This window comes from Paenibacillus sp. FSL H3-0469 (assembly GCF_038051945.1).
Classification (GTDB): Bacteria; Bacillota; Bacilli; order Paenibacillales; family Paenibacillaceae; genus Paenibacillus_AQ.
In genome coordinates, this window is record NZ_CP150302.1 from 5,657,968 (window position 1) to 5,674,257 (window position 16,290).

Below are 16,290 nucleotides of genomic sequence, written 5' to 3' on the forward strand. Positions count from 1 at the left end.
TAACCGGCTTAAATGTATGCGGAAAACAGCATACATTTGTTGGCACGCAAGCATGTGGCGGTAGCGTCAAGAAGTTTGTGTAAAAGAGTAGAAGTACCTCCCCCGGGTTACGGGTTGGGATGTAGTGTTTCTGGGGGGAGAGGGAACCCCGACCCCCAGAAACTGGATTTCTCTGCTATGCCTCTTCCGGTGTGGGCAAAGAGGGGTAGCGTGTTTCGAATAGCTCTTTTAGCTTCTTTTTAACGGCATCCACTCCAAAGCCTTGGGCGACCCGCCCTGCATGACGTTCATTGTATTCCAGCATCTCCAGGTACACGATTTTCTCTGCCGCATCCATGTTTGTCAGACTGTTCATCGGTTTCAGACGCTTGCGGATTTCCTTGTTCATCCGCTCGATGGGGTTCGACGTGTAGATCGCTTTACGGATCGACAGCGGATAGTTGTAGAACGTTAGGAGTGTGGATAACTGTTCCTCCCAGGACCTCATTTCCTTCGGATACAGCTTGTTCCACTTCGCTTTGACCGTATCAAAGTTAGCCCGGGCTACCACTTCATCCGGTGCCGTATATACGGTTTTCAACGCCTCCATGACATCGGTTTTGTGCTCCACCCGAATTTTATGAAACGTGGCCCGCACTTTGTGCACTACGCAATGCTGTACATCCGCCTGAGGATAGGTCTCTTTAAACGCCGCATCCAGTCCCGGTAGCCCGTCAAACACACCCAGCAGGACTTCCTGCGCTCCGCGTTCGTACAGGTCTTTAAGTACCTCCCGCCAGCCATTCGAACTCTCTTGGCCACCCACGTAGAACCCGAGAATTTGACGCTGTCCCTCCTCGTCAATTCCCATCGCAAAGTAGACCACTTCACCACGAACCGTGCCCCGTTTCAGCTTCACGTACAGCCCATCTAAATAGATCACAGAGTACCGTTTGCTCAGTGGCCGCTTTTGCCACTGGTGGATATCGTCCAGCACTGTAGCCGTAATATTGCTGATCGTGGTGGGGGAGTAGTGGCTGCCAAACATACTTTCAATGAACCGGGCCACATCCCGCGTACCCATGCCCGATTTATACATTTGGATGACGGCCTCTTCTAACCATCCGTCCCGCCGCTGGTACGGCTCAAACAACTGCGTCTGGAAAAGGCTTTGGCGGTCCCGGGGCACCTGAAGATCCTCGATATGGCCGTATTTCGTGTGTAAATCTCGCGTATAGTAGCCGTTGCGACTATTGCTGGCACCGGCTTCTTCACTGTCCATAAACCCCTGGATTTCGGCGCGCAACAGGCGTTCCATGTTGTCTTTCACAAAATCTTTAACAAGTTTTTCAAATAGATTATTCAGCGAACTTTCGGGTAAAATATTCATTGGTAGGGTTCCTCCTTGGTGGTTTCGCAATCCCGAGGATACCCTACTTTTTTGGTGCCTGACTAGGCTCCAAATCTTGGTACACAACTTACTTTACGCCATCCATGTGGCTCGAATGTATGCGGAAAACAGCATACATTTGTTGGCGCGCAAGCATGTGGCTCGAATGTATGAGAAAAACAGCATACATTTGCTGGCGTGCAGGCGTGTGGCCCGAATGTATGAGAAAAACAGCATACATTTGCTGGCGCGCAGGCATGTGGCCTGAATGTATGAGAAAAACAGCATACATTCGGTGCTGGTACGAGGGCGAAAGGGTGGGGGCCGGGTTGTGGTTTTATATCGCATCCCGCTTAAACAGCGGAGAGGACGGAACGAATGCGGAAAAGCGATAGCGGTCGCCTTTGTCTCCGGATTTTTACCGATTAGGGAAATAAATAAAATCTGGAGACAACAGCGATTGTAGCAACGTTCCGTTCGCGGAGCGTCCACCCGAGCGCCTGCGTGGATCCTGCTCGAACAAAAAGGAGTTCACCCAAGCGCCCATGGTAATCCTGCTCGAAAGTAAAAGTTTCTCCCCCTGTAATCAGGCAGCGCCCGCGTTGATTCTGCTCAAAAAATCCAAACTAAAAAGGCTGTCCCCATCAGTCATTTCATGACTTTTGGGAACAGCCCTTTTCAAAAGATAAGAATGAATATGCTTCGCGCTAAAATTATCCTTCTCGCTGAAACGGTACCGTCCTTAAAAAGGACAGTACCGCCGTTTCCGCTTGTAAAAGCAGCCTGCCTACGTCTGGATCAGCAGCAGGATGATGGAGGACAAGGACAGGCAGACGCTGACCAGATAGAGCACCCCGACCACCTGTCTCTGGTTCAGGCCGGCTTTGAGCAGGCGGTAATGAACCTGAGTGGCGTCAGCCTGATAGATGGCTTGTCCCTTAAGGAAGCGCCTGATGACGACAAAAATATTGTCGAAGATCGGTACGCCCAGCGCGAGAATCGGAATGAACAGCGACAACACCGTGGCCTGCTTGAAGGCGCCGTCCAGCGCAATCACGGCCAGAATGAAGCCTAGGAAGGTGGCGCCGGCGTCGCCCATGAAGATTTTGGCCGGAGCCTTGTTGAAGCGCAAGTAGGCCAGGGTCACCCCGATCAGCGAAATTGCCATGAAGGCTGAAGTGGATTGGCCCATCGTGAGCGCGACAACGAACAGCGTTACTGCCGATATCGCCGTCAGTCCGCCAGCCAGACCATCCATGCCGTCAGAGAAATTAATGACCGTAGTGACGCCGAAGATCCAGATGATCGTCAGCAGGAACTGCAAAATGAACGGCAGTGAGATATAATCACCTGAGAACGGATTAATGAAGCCGGTAAACGCATTGCCGGAAAAGAAGACCAGAACGGCTGCGGCAATCTGTACGATGAATTTGGGCAGTGCCGGGAAATCCTTGCCCTTGGTTTTGTACCAGTCATCGATGGTTCCTATAGTCAGCAGAAGCACACCGCCAATGAACAGGGCAAGCGTCTCCAGGGTGAATTCACGTGCGAAGAGCAGATATGTAATGAAAAAACCTACGAATATGGCATAGCTAGCCGTAAGCGGGATGGGCTCCCTATGGATCTTGCGTTCAACATCTTCCCTCGGTCTGTCCACGAAATCCAGCCGGAAAGCGAGTCTGCCCAGAGGAGGAATCAGCAGATAAACGATAAAAAATGACACGAGAAAAGCTAAACCGTATAAAATGACAATCACCCCGTTTATTTTTTTAAGCCCTACCCCAGATTATATCGCAGAAGGATGTATGTTGTCGAACTACATAAGCGAGATGGAGGAAATGATGAAATACGATTGTATCTTATTTGATGCCGATGATACCCTGTTTGATTATGGAATGGCCGAGAGCCACGCCTTGAGCCATGCCTTCGCCCATTTCGGCCTGCCGACAGGCGCGCAGGAGTATGCCGCCAGCTACCAGGAGATTAACCATGCCTTGTGGAAGGATTTCGAGCAGGGAAAAATCACCTCTGCCGCCCTGCGGGTGGAACGGTTCAACCGGCTGTTTGCCGCCAGGCAGCTTACGTTCAAGCCGGAGGAATTCAGTGAAGCGTATCTGCGCTTTCTGGGGGAGGGGACCTTCCTGATTCAGGGTGCAGCCGAGCTCTGCGGCGAGCTTGCCGGGTGCAGGCTGGCAGTGATTACGAACGGAATCAGCGATGTGCAGCATGCCCGGATTAAGGGTTCCCCGCTTAGCGAGGTATTCGAGGCGGTGATTGTATCGGAGGAGACGGGCTACCAGAAGCCGGAGACGGGAATTTTTGATTATACTTTTGAGAGGCTTAAGCTGTCCGATAGACGCAAGGTGCTGATCGTCGGGGACTCTCTGACCTCGGATATCCGCGGCGGGAACAATTACGGCATCGATACGTGCTGGTTCAATCCGCTGGACAAGCCCGGTGATCCTGAGATCGTGCCTACCTATGAAATCCGCAGTCTGGACGAACTGGTGGAGATCGTGAACCGTGTGTAAGCAGAATAAAAGGCGGCAGGCAGGTTGAAAGTTTCGCTTCCGTGTTAAATATATAAGGACGCTAAGTCCATACTTTTTTAACAACAACATACGGGAGAGGATATTATGAGAAAAAAATGGCTGATTGCCGCAGTGGTTACCGGCATGACGGTAACGGGCTCGGCAGGGGTGTATGCGGGCACCAAGCTGCAGCAGATCAAGGCTTATCTGAACCATAGTCTGGGTATTGTGGTGGATGGTAATCCTTTTTGGATGAAGGACGGCAATGGCAAAACCCTGACACCCATTACCTACGAAGGTCTCACCTACCTGCCGGTCCAATCGATCGCCACGGTGCTGAAGGTGCCTATCAATTATGATTCGGTCAACTATAAAGTGAGAATTGGTGCCGGCAGCGCGGATATTCCTGCTCCGACTCCTGCTCCGGGAACCTCTACCGGCGGCGGGAATGCAACTCCTGCTCCAGTAGTGGAGGGGACGGCCAGACCGGTTAATCTGCCTAAGGATTTTCCGATTCCCCCGGACGCCCTGATTGCGATCACCTTGGATACGGATGCTAACGGCCAGAAGAAGGTGGCGTTCACGTATTCAACGCAGGAGACACTGGAGATCATGGGCTTCGTGTACAGTGAATATGCGCGGATTAAAACTCTGGATAATGCCTCGGAGTCGGTATCAGCCAGCAATGTAAAAATTACGGGCAGACTCGGCGGGACAAGTCCTGTATCCATTACAGGCAAAGCTTCCACGGCGCGGCCCGGCTTCAATCTGTTCACGATCACCTGGTCGGAGAGCTGATCTGATTCTGTAAGTTAAGCTATTATGCAGGCTTGGTTAACGCAAAAAGAAACTCCGGCTTGTAAGTGGGCCGGAGTTTCTTCATGTGTTATTTATCTGAACTAATTCACCAGGACCCTAAGCTTAGACCTGCGGACGGGTATCCAGCGGCTTCAGGTGGGCCTCAATCTGTTCGCGCTTGGCTTCCAGGAACGGCGGCAGAGCCAGCGCCTCGCCCAGATGCTCGACTTCCTCATCTGTGGCGAATCCCGGCCCGTCCGTTGCCAGCTCGAACAGAATCCCGTTCGGCTCCCGGAAGTACAGGGAACGGAAGTAGAAGCGGTCCACAAAGCCGGAGTTCGGGAGCTGTACGCTGCGGATGCGTTCAATCCACTGCTTCAGCTCCTCTTCGTTATCGACGCGGAAGGCTACATGATGCACGCCGCCCCGTCCCAGGCGTTCCTGCGGAAGATCGCTGCGTTCCTCCAGATGGATCTCCGTGCCGGAGCCGCCTTCACCGGTCTCGAACACGATAACATCCGGCTGGCCCGCCACCGGTGAAGGATAACTTCCTGCGCGGCGGAAGCCGAGCAGGTCCTCCAGAATCAGGGCCGTATGCTCCGCAGTCTCGACGGTCAGATGTGCCGGTCCCAGTCCGACAATGGCATACTCGGCAGGAACCGGGCTCTTGGCCCACGGCTTGCCGCCGGGCATGCCCTCGTTATGCTCATCTGAGACGAGGATGAGGCGCTGGACCTCATGGTCGGTGAAGGCCAGCGTCTTGCGGCCGCCGCGTTCGGTGATTTCCTCATGCTCTACGCCCAGCACGGTGAAGCGCTGTGTCCAGAAGAGCAGGGCATCATCACCGGGAACACGCAGGGAGAGTGCGGAGATGCTGTTGTTGCCATCGCGGTTGCGCCCTGCGTTAGGCAGCTCGAAGAAGGTAAGCTCCGTGCCGGGATTCCCGGTCTCATCCCCGTAGAACAGGTGATAGACAGATACGTCATCCTGGTTGACGGTCTTCTTAATCAAGCGGAGTCCGAGCACTTCGGTATAGAATTTGTAGTTCTCCGGCGCTTTGGCGGTAATGGCAGATACATGGTGAAGTCCTTTTAGTGTTAAACTCATGGGAATACCTCCTGGAATTTGGGGTGATTGTTATATGAAAAATTACTTATTAATATTAAGTTACTATAATTTTAATAGTAAATGAGTAATTTTGCAAGGTGTATTTCAAGCTGGTATTTATTATTCAGGAAAGCGGGGTTAAACATGCACACCAGATCAAGTCTGATGAAGCAGCTGGAGAGGATGGGGATCGATCCGCAGGGGACACTGCTGGTCCACTCCTCGCTCAAAAGCATTGGTGAAGTGGAAGGGGGAGCAGATACCGTACTGGATGTTCTCTCAGAATATATGAAGGAGGGGCTGCTGGTCCTGCCGACCCATACCTGGTCTTATATCGACGGGCAGAATCCGCGCTTCTCGGTGCTGGAGTCGCCCGTCTGCGTGGGGATTCTGCCGGAGCTGTTCCGTAAGCGGCCGAACGTGATCCGTTCCTGGCATCCCACGCATTCAGTGGCGGCGCTGGGCAGGGATGCAGCGGTGTTCACAGCCGGAGATGAGCGCTGGGATACGCCTTGTGCACGCGGCTCTGTCTACGGTAAGCTGCTGGACCGGGGTGCGGAGATTATGCTGCTCGGTGTAGATCTGCGGAGGAATACGTTCATTCACGGCATTGAAGAGTGGGTGGATATTCCCGGCCGGATGACGGACGGGCATGAGGCGCTCTATACCGTGACGCCGGAAGGCCGGGAGATTGCGGTGCCTTCGCGCAGACACTGCGGACTGTCCTGGTCGCAGCATTTCTGGAAGGTGGAATCCGTGCTGGAGGACGGCGGGGCGCTGCGCAGGGGCAGCTTCGGCGATGCCGGGGTCATGCTCTGCGGCACGGTAGAGACTACGCGTATCCTGAGCGGCATGCTCAGAGAGAACCCGGATCTGTTCTCGGATAACGAACCGCTCTCCGGGGAAGATGTGCCTGAGGCGCTGCCGAAGACGAAGCGGGGGCAGCCTGTACAGGCGGTGCAGGAGCATACCAAGAGCTAACCCGGGCCGGATATTTACAGGTATCTGGCAGGGTTCTATCAATGTATGGTATATTATTCTCACAAAAACATAGTAAGGAGATTGGAAATGACAAAAACTTTGATCTTTGGTCACAAAAACCCGGATACAGATACGATCTGCTCGGCAATTGCCTATGCCGCACTGAAGAAGGAACTCGGCTGGGATGCTGAGCCGGTCCGGCTCGGAGACATCAGCGGAGAGACTCAGTTCGCCCTCGATCACTTCGGGCTAGAAGCACCGCGTCTGGTGGAGAACGTAGCCGCCGAAGCGGAACAAGTGATTCTGGTTGACCACAATGAACGCCAGCAAAGTGCGAATGATATCGATCAGGTCCGTGTGGTTGAAGTTATTGACCATCACCGGATTGCGAACTTCGAGACCGCCTATCCGCTGTATTACCGGGCTGAGCCGGTCGGCTGTACAGCTACCATTCTGAACAAGCTGTACAAAGAGAATGGCGTGGCCATTCCTAAGAACATCGCCGGTCTGATGCTGTCCGCTATCATTTCCGATTCCTTGCTGTTCAAATCGCCGACCTGCACAGAGCAGGATGTGGCTGCTGCGCGTGAGCTGGCGGCTATTGCCGGAGTAGATGCCGAGAGCTATGGCCTGGACATGCTCAAAGCCGGTGCAGACCTGAGCGACAAGAGCATTGCCCAGCTGATCTCTCTGGATGCCAAGGAATTCAAGATGGGTGAATATAAGGTGGAGATTGCCCAGGTTAACGCTGTGGATGTGAATGATGTCCTGTCCAAGCAACCTGAGCTGGAAGCAGCGCTTACCGCGATTATTGACGATAAGGGACTGGATCTGTTCCTGTTCGTGGTTACCGATATCCTGAACAACGATTCCGTGGGTCTCGCCCTGGGCCGCGTAGCAGGCGCTGTAGAGCAGGCTTACAATGTGAAGCTGGATGATAACAAGGCTGTGCTGAAGGGTGTAGTGTCCCGTAAATCACAGATTGTACCGGTTCTCACCGAGACGATCGCCAAGCTGTAATTGCTGCTTCCGGGTATACCCGGAGTAAGAAGGTTGTCCCGTGACCGGCTGTGCCTTTTCCTCAGGAAAAACGTACAGCCGGTTTTATTTTACAATTCACAGCAACTCCTTGACGTCTGAAGGGTATATACAGCATAGGACATTATAGAGGGGGACGGGAATAATGGGGAAGATGCGCAAGCTGGCGATTTCAACAATGTGCCTGATGATGGTCTCGGGAGGAGGCCTGCTGTATGCTGCTGCCGGCAAAACAGATCTCTCATTCTATGTGAATAATATGCTGCTTAAGCAGTCTGCACTATCCTCGGACGGCGGGGTCTATGTGCCTGTGGAACAGCTTTCCGAGAATATGCAGGCGATTGTATCCGTGGACGAGTCAGCAGGGACGGTCAAGATCTACAAGCCTAATGTGAACACGGTGCTGCTGGATGAGCAGGGCAAGATTTTCGGCAAAGTCAGAATGGATACCAGCAATACCTTCTCTGCCCTGGTGCAGGTGGATGATCTCAAAACAGATATCTCCGATCTAAAGATCACCATTACAGACCCGGCGGGCAAGACGGATGTTGTGGATAACCAGCCCATTACAGAGAAGAAGGACAGCTTCTGGTTCAAATCGGCAGCGTATAATTATAAGGTTACCGACAAGGGGAACTATATGATTCAGGTGTATTTCAAGGATGCTGCGTCCAAGAAATGGTTCATCGTTTCTGAACTGCAGATATCGACCACTTCATAATACCCACAGGAGGCGGTTCCATTGATTACAATCTATCCTGCTGCGTCTGCGCACCAGTTCGATTACGGCTGGCTGAAGGGCAGTCATGTGTTCTCCTTCGGGGATTTCTATGATCCGGATAACACGGCCTTTGGGCCGATGCGTGTCTGTAACGATGATACGATTGCTCCGGGAAAAGGCTTCGGCGCCCACCCGCACAGTGACATGGAGATTGTCTCCATTGTGCTGTCCGGCGTGCTTCGTCATGAGGATAACCTGGGCAATGTCGCGCAGACGTCCTTCGGCGGCATCCAGCGGATGTCGGCAGGGACCGGCGCAATTCATACGGAGCATAACCCTTCGGACAGTGAGCCGGTCCGTCTGCTTCAGCTATGGTTCATGCCCAAGACCCGGGGGACGGCTCCCTCCTATGCAACCGGACGCTTCGATCCGGCCAAGCTTGAAGGACGCCTGCTTCCGGTAGTAGCGGCCGAAGCGTCGGAGGAGATTGTCGGAATAGCCCAGGATATGACGATATATCTGGGGAAGGCCGAAGCGGGCGGGCAACTGGATTTCCGGCAGGAGCCGGGGCGGCGCAGCTTTGTATATCTGATTGAAGGGCAGCTTACCCTGAACGGGGAGGATGTGCTGAAGCCGGGCGATTCGGCAAGAATCGAGGACATAGCGCAGCTGGAGCTGAAGGCTGATGAGAATATACTGGTCATGGTGATTGATCTGCCGTAATGAGCGGCGGCGGGATACAGACATGAAGGAGGAGCTCGAATGGCAGAACAGGAAAGAGTGCTGGTGAAGCATTCCGTAACCGGGCGCATGCTTGTGAACAGCATGGAGGGAGTAGGATACACCTTCGATGAGCAGGGCGGGCTGACCTTGATCACCCTGACGAATGTTGCGGCAGATAAGGGCGCTGCGGTGGTGGAGCTGAAGGCGGAGCTTAATGTATTCCGCTTCGAGGAGCCTGCGGACGGGCCGGTCATCAAGCATTGGTACTACGTCGGAGATCAGCCTGTAAGCTATGATGCGGACTCCGGGCGCTTAACAATAGCTGTTCAGTCCGAAATCGAGTACCGGCCAGATCAATACTGGGCCTGATCCCTTTGCAGACTCCACCACATGTGCTTACAACAGGCGTGAGGTTCGGGGTCTGCTGCTTGATGCGCTTTTATGAAAAAAGATGAAAATGGGACAAATGAACTTGACAATACATTCCGGAACGACTAGCTTTGTTATGAAACGTAACATGTACATAAGAAAAGACAGGAGAAATGAAGCGTATGGAATTGTTTGCGGCGATGGAGCGGGAGGATTACGAGGAAGTACTGTTTTGTCAGGATAAGGCATCGGGGCTGAAGGCGATTATTGCGATTCACGACACCACGCTGGGACCGGCACTGGGCGGAACGAGAATGTGGACCTATGCAACGGAGGAGGAGGCGCTTGTCGACGCCCTTCGTCTGGCTAAAGGCATGACGTATAAGAATGCGGTGGCCGGGCTGAATCTGGGCGGCGGTAAGACCGTCATTATCGGTGATCCGCACACTGACAAGAACGAGGCGATGTTCCGCGCCTTCGGCAGATACATACAGGGCTTGAACGGCCGTTACATTACAGCAGAGGATGTAGGCACTACGGAAGAGGATATGGATATTATCCATCAGGAGACCGACTTCGTTACCGGAATATCGGCTTCCTACGGCTCGTCCGGCAACCCCTCACCGGCTACAGCCTTCGGCGTATATCAAGGCATGAAGGCCGCAGCGAAGGCTGCCTTCGGCAGTGATTCCCTGGCAGGCAGAACCGTCGCCGTGCAGGGTGTCGGCAATGTCTCCTTTACACTATGCAAGTATCTGCATGAAGAAGGTGCACGCCTGCTGGTAGCAGATATTCATAGTGAGGCAGTGAACCGGGCCGTCCAGGCTTACGGGGCAACGGCTGTAGACCCGGCCGACATTATTGGGGCAGATTGTGACATCTATGCGCCATGTGCGCTTGGTGCCACCATTAATGATGAGTCGCTCCCGCGGCTTAGAGCCAAGGTGATTGCAGGAGCCGCCAATAATCAGCTCAAGGAGCCGCGTCACGGAGATGCGCTGCACAAGATGGGGATTGTCTACGCCCCGGACTATGTGATTAACGCCGGTGGCGTTATTAATATCGCCGATGAATTGAACGGTTACCACAAGGAACGGGCGTACAAGCAGATAGCCCGAATCTATGACAGCATCACCCGTGTGCTGGAGATTTCCCGCCTGAAGGGGATTCCGGCCTATGCGGCTGCGGATCAGCTGGCAGAAGAAAGGATATCCCTGCTGCGCAATAGCCGCAGCACCTTCCTGCGGAACGGACAGCATGCCCTTAGCCGGAGATAAGTCCCCAGTCGGGGTGCCTAATTTCGACTTTATTCTGCTTTTTATCCATTCGTGGAGAACGAAGCACACCCACTTCCAATAAGAAGCTGCATGCTTCAAATATCCTTCAGTTGCGAAGAAGAGCCATCCTCCGGCTATGGGGGATGGCTCTTCTGTGTGGATTTTGGGATTTTGGAGCACGACTAGTCTGTGCAGCCAGCTTGCAGGCTGCTTATTGTGCTTTTTGCGGCTCGGGATAAGTAACGCCAAGCGTATCAACGGTGACCTTCTTCATGACCGGCGGCTGATCCGGACGGTCATTCTTGCCACGCGGCAGACTGACGATCGCCTGGACCGCTTCGAGTCCTTCAGTGACCTTGCCGAAGGCAGCGTAATCGCCATCAAGGCTTGGATAAGCTGCGGCCATAATGAAGAACTGGGAGCCGGCAGAGTCCATATCCTGGCTTCTCGCCATGGACAGCACGCCTTCTGTATGCAGCAGATTATTGGTGAAGCCGTTGTTATTGAATTCTCCGGCAATGCTGTAGTCCGGTCCGCCCATTCCTGTGCCATCCGGGTCTCCGCCCTGGATCATGAAGCCTGGAATAACCCGGTGGAAGATGGTTCCGTCATAGAAGCCCTTCTTAATCAATGAAATGAAGTTGTTGACCGTATTGGGGGCAACCTCGGGGTACAGCTCGGCCTTAATTACAGCGCCGTTATCCATCTCAATCGTAACCACCGGATGGCTGGCTGTGGCTGAAGGCACGCCTTCTGTAGCAGCAGCGCTCTCCTGCGGTGCTGCTGTGGCCTCACTGCCTGCTCCGGAACTGCTGTTACCATTACCGGCGGCATTATTATTCACTGGCTTATTGCCGCAGCCCGCCAGAATGACGAGCATCAGGCACATCACCGCAAGCAGGATGACGGGTTTTCTTGTGATAGACTTCACTTCAGAATCTCTCCTTTTATCCTTAAATAATCTGGCATATTCACCTCTGTATCATACCTTCTTTGTCCTGCTTCTGGCAAAGTCTGCTTCTGCGGTCTGCCGGATTCTGCTACTTTGGTGCGGGCAGCTCTTTGGCGGAAGCGAGCGTCGTTCCTTCGGGAACCGGCAGTAAGGCGCTTTTGGAGATGCCGATGAGCTGGGAGCTGTAGATTCCGCTGTGCCCGGAGAACAGATAGCTGATGATGCAGGCGATGAACATATAGACCGCTCCGCCGGAGCCGAACAGCTCGATACCCATAATGAAGCAGGCAAGCGGTGTATTGGTGGCTCCGCAGAAGACAGCGATGAAGCCAAGCGAGGCCAGAAAAGGCCCATATAGATGAAGCACTCCGGCCAGGCTGCTGCCCAGGGAAGCTCCGATGGCGAATAGCGGCGTCACTTCGCCGCCTTGGAAGCCGGTCCCCAGAGTGAACGCGGTGAAAATCAGCTTCCATAGAAAAGCGAAGGGCGATACGCCGTCTTCGAAGGAGCTGCTGATCAGCGGAAGTCCCAGCCCCAGATAGTCCCGGGTACCGGCTATGTAGACCAGGGCAATAATGATCAGCCCGCCGGCGGCGCTTTTGAGCATAGGATTACGGATTATGGCGGTGAAGGTCCGTTTCAGATAATGGGTAAGCTCACTGAACAGCAGGCTGCACAGGCCGAAGAGGATGGAGGCGATTATAACCTTGACCAGCACCAGTGCATCCATAGCTGGGAAGACATCTACCTGATAATGGATATGGTGAACGCCCCATAACCGGGAGGCTACCAGATCGCCGGTGAAGCTGGCGGCAAAACAGGGCAGCAGCGCCTTGTGGCTGATCAGCCCGATGGCGATCACCTCCAGGCCGAACACCGTTCCGGCCAGCGGGGTGCCGAAGATGGACCCGAAGCCGCCGCTGATGCCGCACATCAGCAGGATTCGGCGGTCCACCGGGCCGATTCTGAGCCAGCGGCCGAGTGCTTCTGCCAGACTGCCGCCCATCTGCACTGCCGTACCTTCACGTCCGGCAGAGCCGCCGAAGAGATGGGTAATCAGCGTTCCGCCAAGGACCAGCGGGGCCATTCGCAGCGGGATCGCTTCGTTGCCCTCACGGATCTGCTCCAGAATCAGATTATTCCCCTTGCTGCTGCTCTTACCGTAACGCATATACATTCCGCTGACGAGCGCGCCTCCCGCCGGAAGCAGGAACAGCAGCCAGGCATGCTCCAGCCTTACCTGGGTGACTGCGTTCAGACTGGCCAGGAACAAAGCCGAGGCACTTCCTGCCAGCAGCCCGACCATTCCCCCCAGGATCACCCATTTGATGAATGTACTCCAGAGCGCAAGCTGGCTCTGGCGCGCTGCAAGCTCGGCCCATCGTTCATATTTCCTCTTCATTATCGCTAATGCCCCCCGACACGAAATCAATACTACCCTGAAATCAAAACAGACTCCTACCAGCGTAGTTAACCACTGGTAGGAGTCATTAGCCCCGAAGGGCGGTTATGGCGAACTCCATCGCCGCAATTGAATGAAACTATCGTAAGCCGATTGTCTCCAAAAGTCAATATGAACCTGTAGTAGGGGGGACGCTCTGGCAGGGACGCTTAGCCGTATCTACTCGTCACCGTTCGAGCCGTTCAGCACATCGGTACCTGGCATGGCATCAGGGTCCGGGGAGACCGGGTCAACGCTGCTTCCGGGAACGAGTTCATCCGCATCCGGGACATCCTCCAGCGGAGCGGCTTCCTCCGCTTCTCCGGTCACCTCTTCCTCCGTATCCGCATAATCAATGACGCTGCCGGTCAATCCGGCTGCGCCGGCCGTGTATACAGCATCCGACTCCAGCAGCTCATCCCGCTGCGGACCGGGGGTGGCGGAAGCGGGAGCGGGACGGTCTGCGCGCGGCCCAAGCCCGGCGTCCGGCACATTCAGGCCGATGTCGGCTGCAAGAATAGGATCGCTCTCAAGCGCCGGGTCCGAGCCGTCATCCACTACACCGTCGAAATCGATCGGTGTGAAGTGAGCAGGGTCATGACTGGCCAGTGCAGATTCCAGCGGGCGGTTCCCGGCGCCTGCAGTTTCCTCACTGGGGCTTGGCTCAGTAATCGTGCCAAGCGGACGCAATTCTTCCAGCGGGATATCCTGCTCCGGGGAGACACCGCCCATTTTGGTATAGCGCTCATATGCAAAGTCGGCTTCCGTCTTATTGAATTCGTTACCCATCGTCAATCAGCTCCCTTTTCCCTTGTTGTAGGTCTTCTTCATCTTATAGTACAACTATACCCGTTTAAGCGGCGGCGAATCTGTCCGTCATCCAGGCAGGCCATCTGATTAATATATTCATTTCTCCGGCAGAATAACCGGAATAGATGAATTAAACGAGCTGTTTCGAGGGTATTTGCAGTCTGATGGCAGGTATTGTGCAAACGTTGTCGAAAATAAGAATCATATGGACTATATAAATACAACTAACGATTCACTGAGGTGCCACAATGAAGTTAGCATCAACCAAAACAGCCGCAGTCCTTATTATGCTGCTGCTTATAATAACGATCATTCCGGCGGGAATCGCCATAGAATGGGACGGACATACCGAAGCGGAAATTCCGGCCTGGGAGCTGAAGTGGGAAACAGCTGGAAATAGCGGTATAGAAGCTGCAATTGCAGGGCGGGCCGACGAATGGACATGGGTGCGTGCCAGGGAGGCCAGGCCCCTTCCGCCATCTGGTACCGCTTCTGCTTGGATGCGGCTTACCTTGCCTCCTGCTGGAGCAACCCCCGCAATTCTGATCGATAGAGTATTTGGCGACAACCTGAAAGCATATATAGACAACCGGCTAATCTACGATTCCAGCGGGGATGTGGAATATAGTGGCAACAAGGTGCTGATTCCGCTCCCGGCACAGAACAGTGCGAAGCCGCTCTATCTGTGGAATGCGGGCAGCGGGGAGTTCGGAATTGAGGGGGATGTAAGGGTAGGCAGCTACGATCAGCTGCTGTCCTTTTATGTGAAGCAGGATCTGGTTGACGTTGTGCTCGGAGCCGCCATGATCTTCATGGCCGGAGCATTATTGATCTGCCTGCTGTTTCTTAAGCCGGAATTTTTCTACAGCGGTTTCTTTCTGGCCCTGGTCATCCTGTCCTTTGGAGTGCTGCTGCTGACGTACTCCCCGTTTCTGACGCTGATTCTAAGCCGGGGGGATCGTCTGAGGCAGATCAGCTTCGATTTGGCCCTGTTTACCATTATGCCGGCGTTCACGCTTTATTTTGAGCAGTTATTCGGACCGGGCAAGCGTGGCTTCACTGCCCGTGTGCGTAAATTTCAACTGGCCTATTCCTTGTTCTGTACCGCAGCGCTTATTCTGAATGCCGCACTTTCCTTCCGGCTGGACGCGCTGTATTCGCTTCTGACTATTAACGCAACCGGTGTACTAATGATTGCCCAGTTTATCTACCTGCTGTATCTGGCGTTTTCTTATGCCCGCAGAGGCAATTCCGATGCCATCTTGTTCACTGCCGGCTTCTCTGTATTTGCCTTGGTCTCCGTGGCGGAGCTGCTGCGGTACTTCCTTTCCATGGAGAGATATCATCTGTACTGGTGGAAATGGGGCATGGTGGTATTCATTCTTTCCCTGATTGCTATTCTGGGGAAACGGTTTGCGGGAAGCCATGAGAAGGCGCTGGAATACGCCAGGGAGCTGGAGAAATTCAATAATGAGCTGCAGCGTTCGGAGAAAATGGAGATTATCAGTGAGCTTGCCGCCTCTGTAGCCCATGAGGTACGTAATCCGCTCCAGGTCACACGCGGGTTCCTGCAGATTCTGGGGGAACGCTCCGGTAATAAGGAGAAGGAGTATCTGAAGATGGCTGTGGGGGAGCTGGACCGGGCCTCGGTGATCATTACCGATTTCCTGACCTTTGCGAAGCCGGGCGTTGAAATCGTGGATGTATTCGAAGTCTCGGAGGAGCTGAAGCATGTGTCGGGAATCCTGCTGCCGCTGGCTAATCTGCAGGGCGGCTCAATAGAGCTGCGTCTGCAGCAGGAGCTTCAAGTGACGGGCAGTCCGGCCAAGTTCAAGCAGGCATTCATTAATCTGATCAAGAACAGCATTGAATCACTCCAGGAGGAGGGGCAGATTGTCGTAACGGCCTGGAGGACAGGCAACTGGGTAATCATCAGCGTGAAGGATAACGGCGAGGGAATGAAGGTCAGCGAGCTGGCCCGGCTGGGCGAGCCGTATTACTCCAATAAGACCAAGGGTACGGGGCTTGGCCTCATGGTCACCTTCCGTATTATTGAAGCGATGAACGGCACGATTAAGTTCAACAGCCGCAAGGGCGAAGGGACCGAGGTGCTTATTAAATTGCCGGCCTCCACCAGTAATTAGAAAATATTTTTGTTTATTCCGTTTTTTTG

General features: G+C 53.9%; 15 protein-coding genes and 1 riboswitch. Of the genes, 9 read left to right on the forward strand and 6 right to left on the reverse strand.

Features of this window, described 5'->3' with window-relative positions; all coding sequences use genetic code 11:
• Positions 1–175 precede the first annotated feature (175 nt).
• The gene (locus tag NSS83_RS24805) at positions 176–1,369 is read right to left on the reverse strand and encodes an IS256 family transposase (protein ID WP_341346672.1); all 1,194 of its coding nucleotides are present in this window, start codon (positions 1,367–1,369) and stop codon (positions 176–178) included.
• A gap of 787 nt (positions 1,370–2,156) precedes the next feature.
• A complete protein-coding gene (locus tag NSS83_RS24810) occupies positions 2,157–3,125 on the reverse strand; it encodes an MraY family glycosyltransferase (RefSeq protein WP_341346736.1) in 969 nt (322 codons plus the stop codon).
• Between the two features lie 85 nt (positions 3,126–3,210).
• Between NSS83_RS24810 and NSS83_RS24815 the strand changes: the two genes are divergently transcribed.
• Positions 3,211–3,900, forward strand: coding sequence for a YjjG family noncanonical pyrimidine nucleotidase (locus tag NSS83_RS24815; RefSeq protein ID WP_341348765.1), 690 nt, complete (start codon positions 3,211–3,213; stop codon positions 3,898–3,900).
• Between the two features lie 105 nt (positions 3,901–4,005).
• Positions 4,006–4,698 carry a hypothetical protein gene (locus tag NSS83_RS24820; RefSeq protein ID WP_341187073.1) on the forward strand — a complete coding sequence of 231 codons (693 nt, stop codon included), beginning with the start codon at positions 4,006–4,008 and terminating at the stop codon, positions 4,696–4,698.
• Between the two features lie 123 nt (positions 4,699–4,821).
• Here the strand turns inward: NSS83_RS24820 and NSS83_RS24825 are convergent, their stop codons facing one another.
• Positions 4,822–5,805, reverse strand: coding sequence for a ring-cleaving dioxygenase (locus NSS83_RS24825; protein WP_341346737.1), 984 nt, complete (start codon positions 5,803–5,805; stop codon positions 4,822–4,824).
• 144 nt (positions 5,806–5,949) lie between these two features.
• On the opposite strand from NSS83_RS24825, the gene NSS83_RS24830 reads away from it, so the two are divergent.
• From NSS83_RS24830 to NSS83_RS24855, 6 genes are all read left to right on the forward strand, one after another.
• The gene (locus NSS83_RS24830; RefSeq protein WP_341346738.1) at positions 5,950–6,786 is read left to right on the forward strand and encodes an AAC(3) family N-acetyltransferase; all 837 of its coding nucleotides are present in this window, start codon (positions 5,950–5,952) and stop codon (positions 6,784–6,786) included.
• Between the two features lie 87 nt (positions 6,787–6,873).
• Positions 6,874–7,806: a manganese-dependent inorganic pyrophosphatase gene (locus NSS83_RS24835; RefSeq protein ID WP_341346739.1), complete on the forward strand. Its 933-nt coding sequence runs from the start codon at positions 6,874–6,876 to the stop codon at positions 7,804–7,806.
• 163 nt (positions 7,807–7,969) lie between these two features.
• On the forward strand, positions 7,970–8,545 hold the full coding sequence (locus NSS83_RS24840; protein WP_341018883.1) for a hypothetical protein: 576 nt from the start codon (positions 7,970–7,972) through the stop codon (positions 8,543–8,545).
• A 21-nt stretch (positions 8,546–8,566) separates the two neighbouring features.
• Positions 8,567–9,268 (forward strand): pirin family protein, encoded by a 702-nt coding sequence (locus NSS83_RS24845; protein WP_341187076.1) that lies wholly within the window; start codon positions 8,567–8,569, stop codon positions 9,266–9,268.
• 39 nt (positions 9,269–9,307) lie between these two features.
• Entirely contained in the window at positions 9,308–9,637 is a 330-nt protein-coding gene (locus tag NSS83_RS24850; protein ID WP_341187077.1) for a hypothetical protein, read from the forward strand.
• Between the two features lie 182 nt (positions 9,638–9,819).
• Positions 9,820–10,914 (forward strand): Glu/Leu/Phe/Val dehydrogenase, encoded by a 1,095-nt coding sequence (locus NSS83_RS24855; protein ID WP_341187078.1) that lies wholly within the window; start codon positions 9,820–9,822, stop codon positions 10,912–10,914.
• Between the two features lie 211 nt (positions 10,915–11,125).
• Here NSS83_RS24855 and NSS83_RS24860 read toward each other — a convergent pair whose 3' ends face one another.
• The 3 genes from NSS83_RS24860 to NSS83_RS24870 form a co-directional block, all read right to left on the reverse strand.
• On the reverse strand, positions 11,126–11,803 hold the full coding sequence (locus NSS83_RS24860) for a peptidylprolyl isomerase (protein ID WP_341348766.1): 678 nt from the start codon (positions 11,801–11,803) through the stop codon (positions 11,126–11,128).
• A 151-nt stretch (positions 11,804–11,954) separates the two neighbouring features.
• Positions 11,955–13,268: a voltage-gated chloride channel family protein gene (locus tag NSS83_RS24865; RefSeq protein WP_341346740.1), complete on the reverse strand. Its 1,314-nt coding sequence runs from the start codon at positions 13,266–13,268 to the stop codon at positions 11,955–11,957.
• A 72-nt stretch (positions 13,269–13,340) separates the two neighbouring features.
• A riboswitch (Fluoride riboswitch) is annotated at positions 13,341–13,402 on the reverse strand.
• An 85-nt stretch (positions 13,403–13,487) separates the two neighbouring features.
• Positions 13,488–14,096, reverse strand: a complete 609-nt coding sequence (locus NSS83_RS24870; RefSeq protein WP_341346741.1) for a hypothetical protein — start codon at positions 14,094–14,096, stop codon at positions 13,488–13,490.
• A 269-nt stretch (positions 14,097–14,365) separates the two neighbouring features.
• On the opposite strand from NSS83_RS24870, the gene NSS83_RS24875 reads away from it, so the two are divergent.
• A complete protein-coding gene (locus tag NSS83_RS24875) occupies positions 14,366–16,261 on the forward strand; it encodes an ATP-binding protein (protein ID WP_341346742.1) in 1,896 nt (631 codons plus the stop codon).
• The last annotated feature ends 29 nt before the right edge of the window (positions 16,262–16,290 follow it).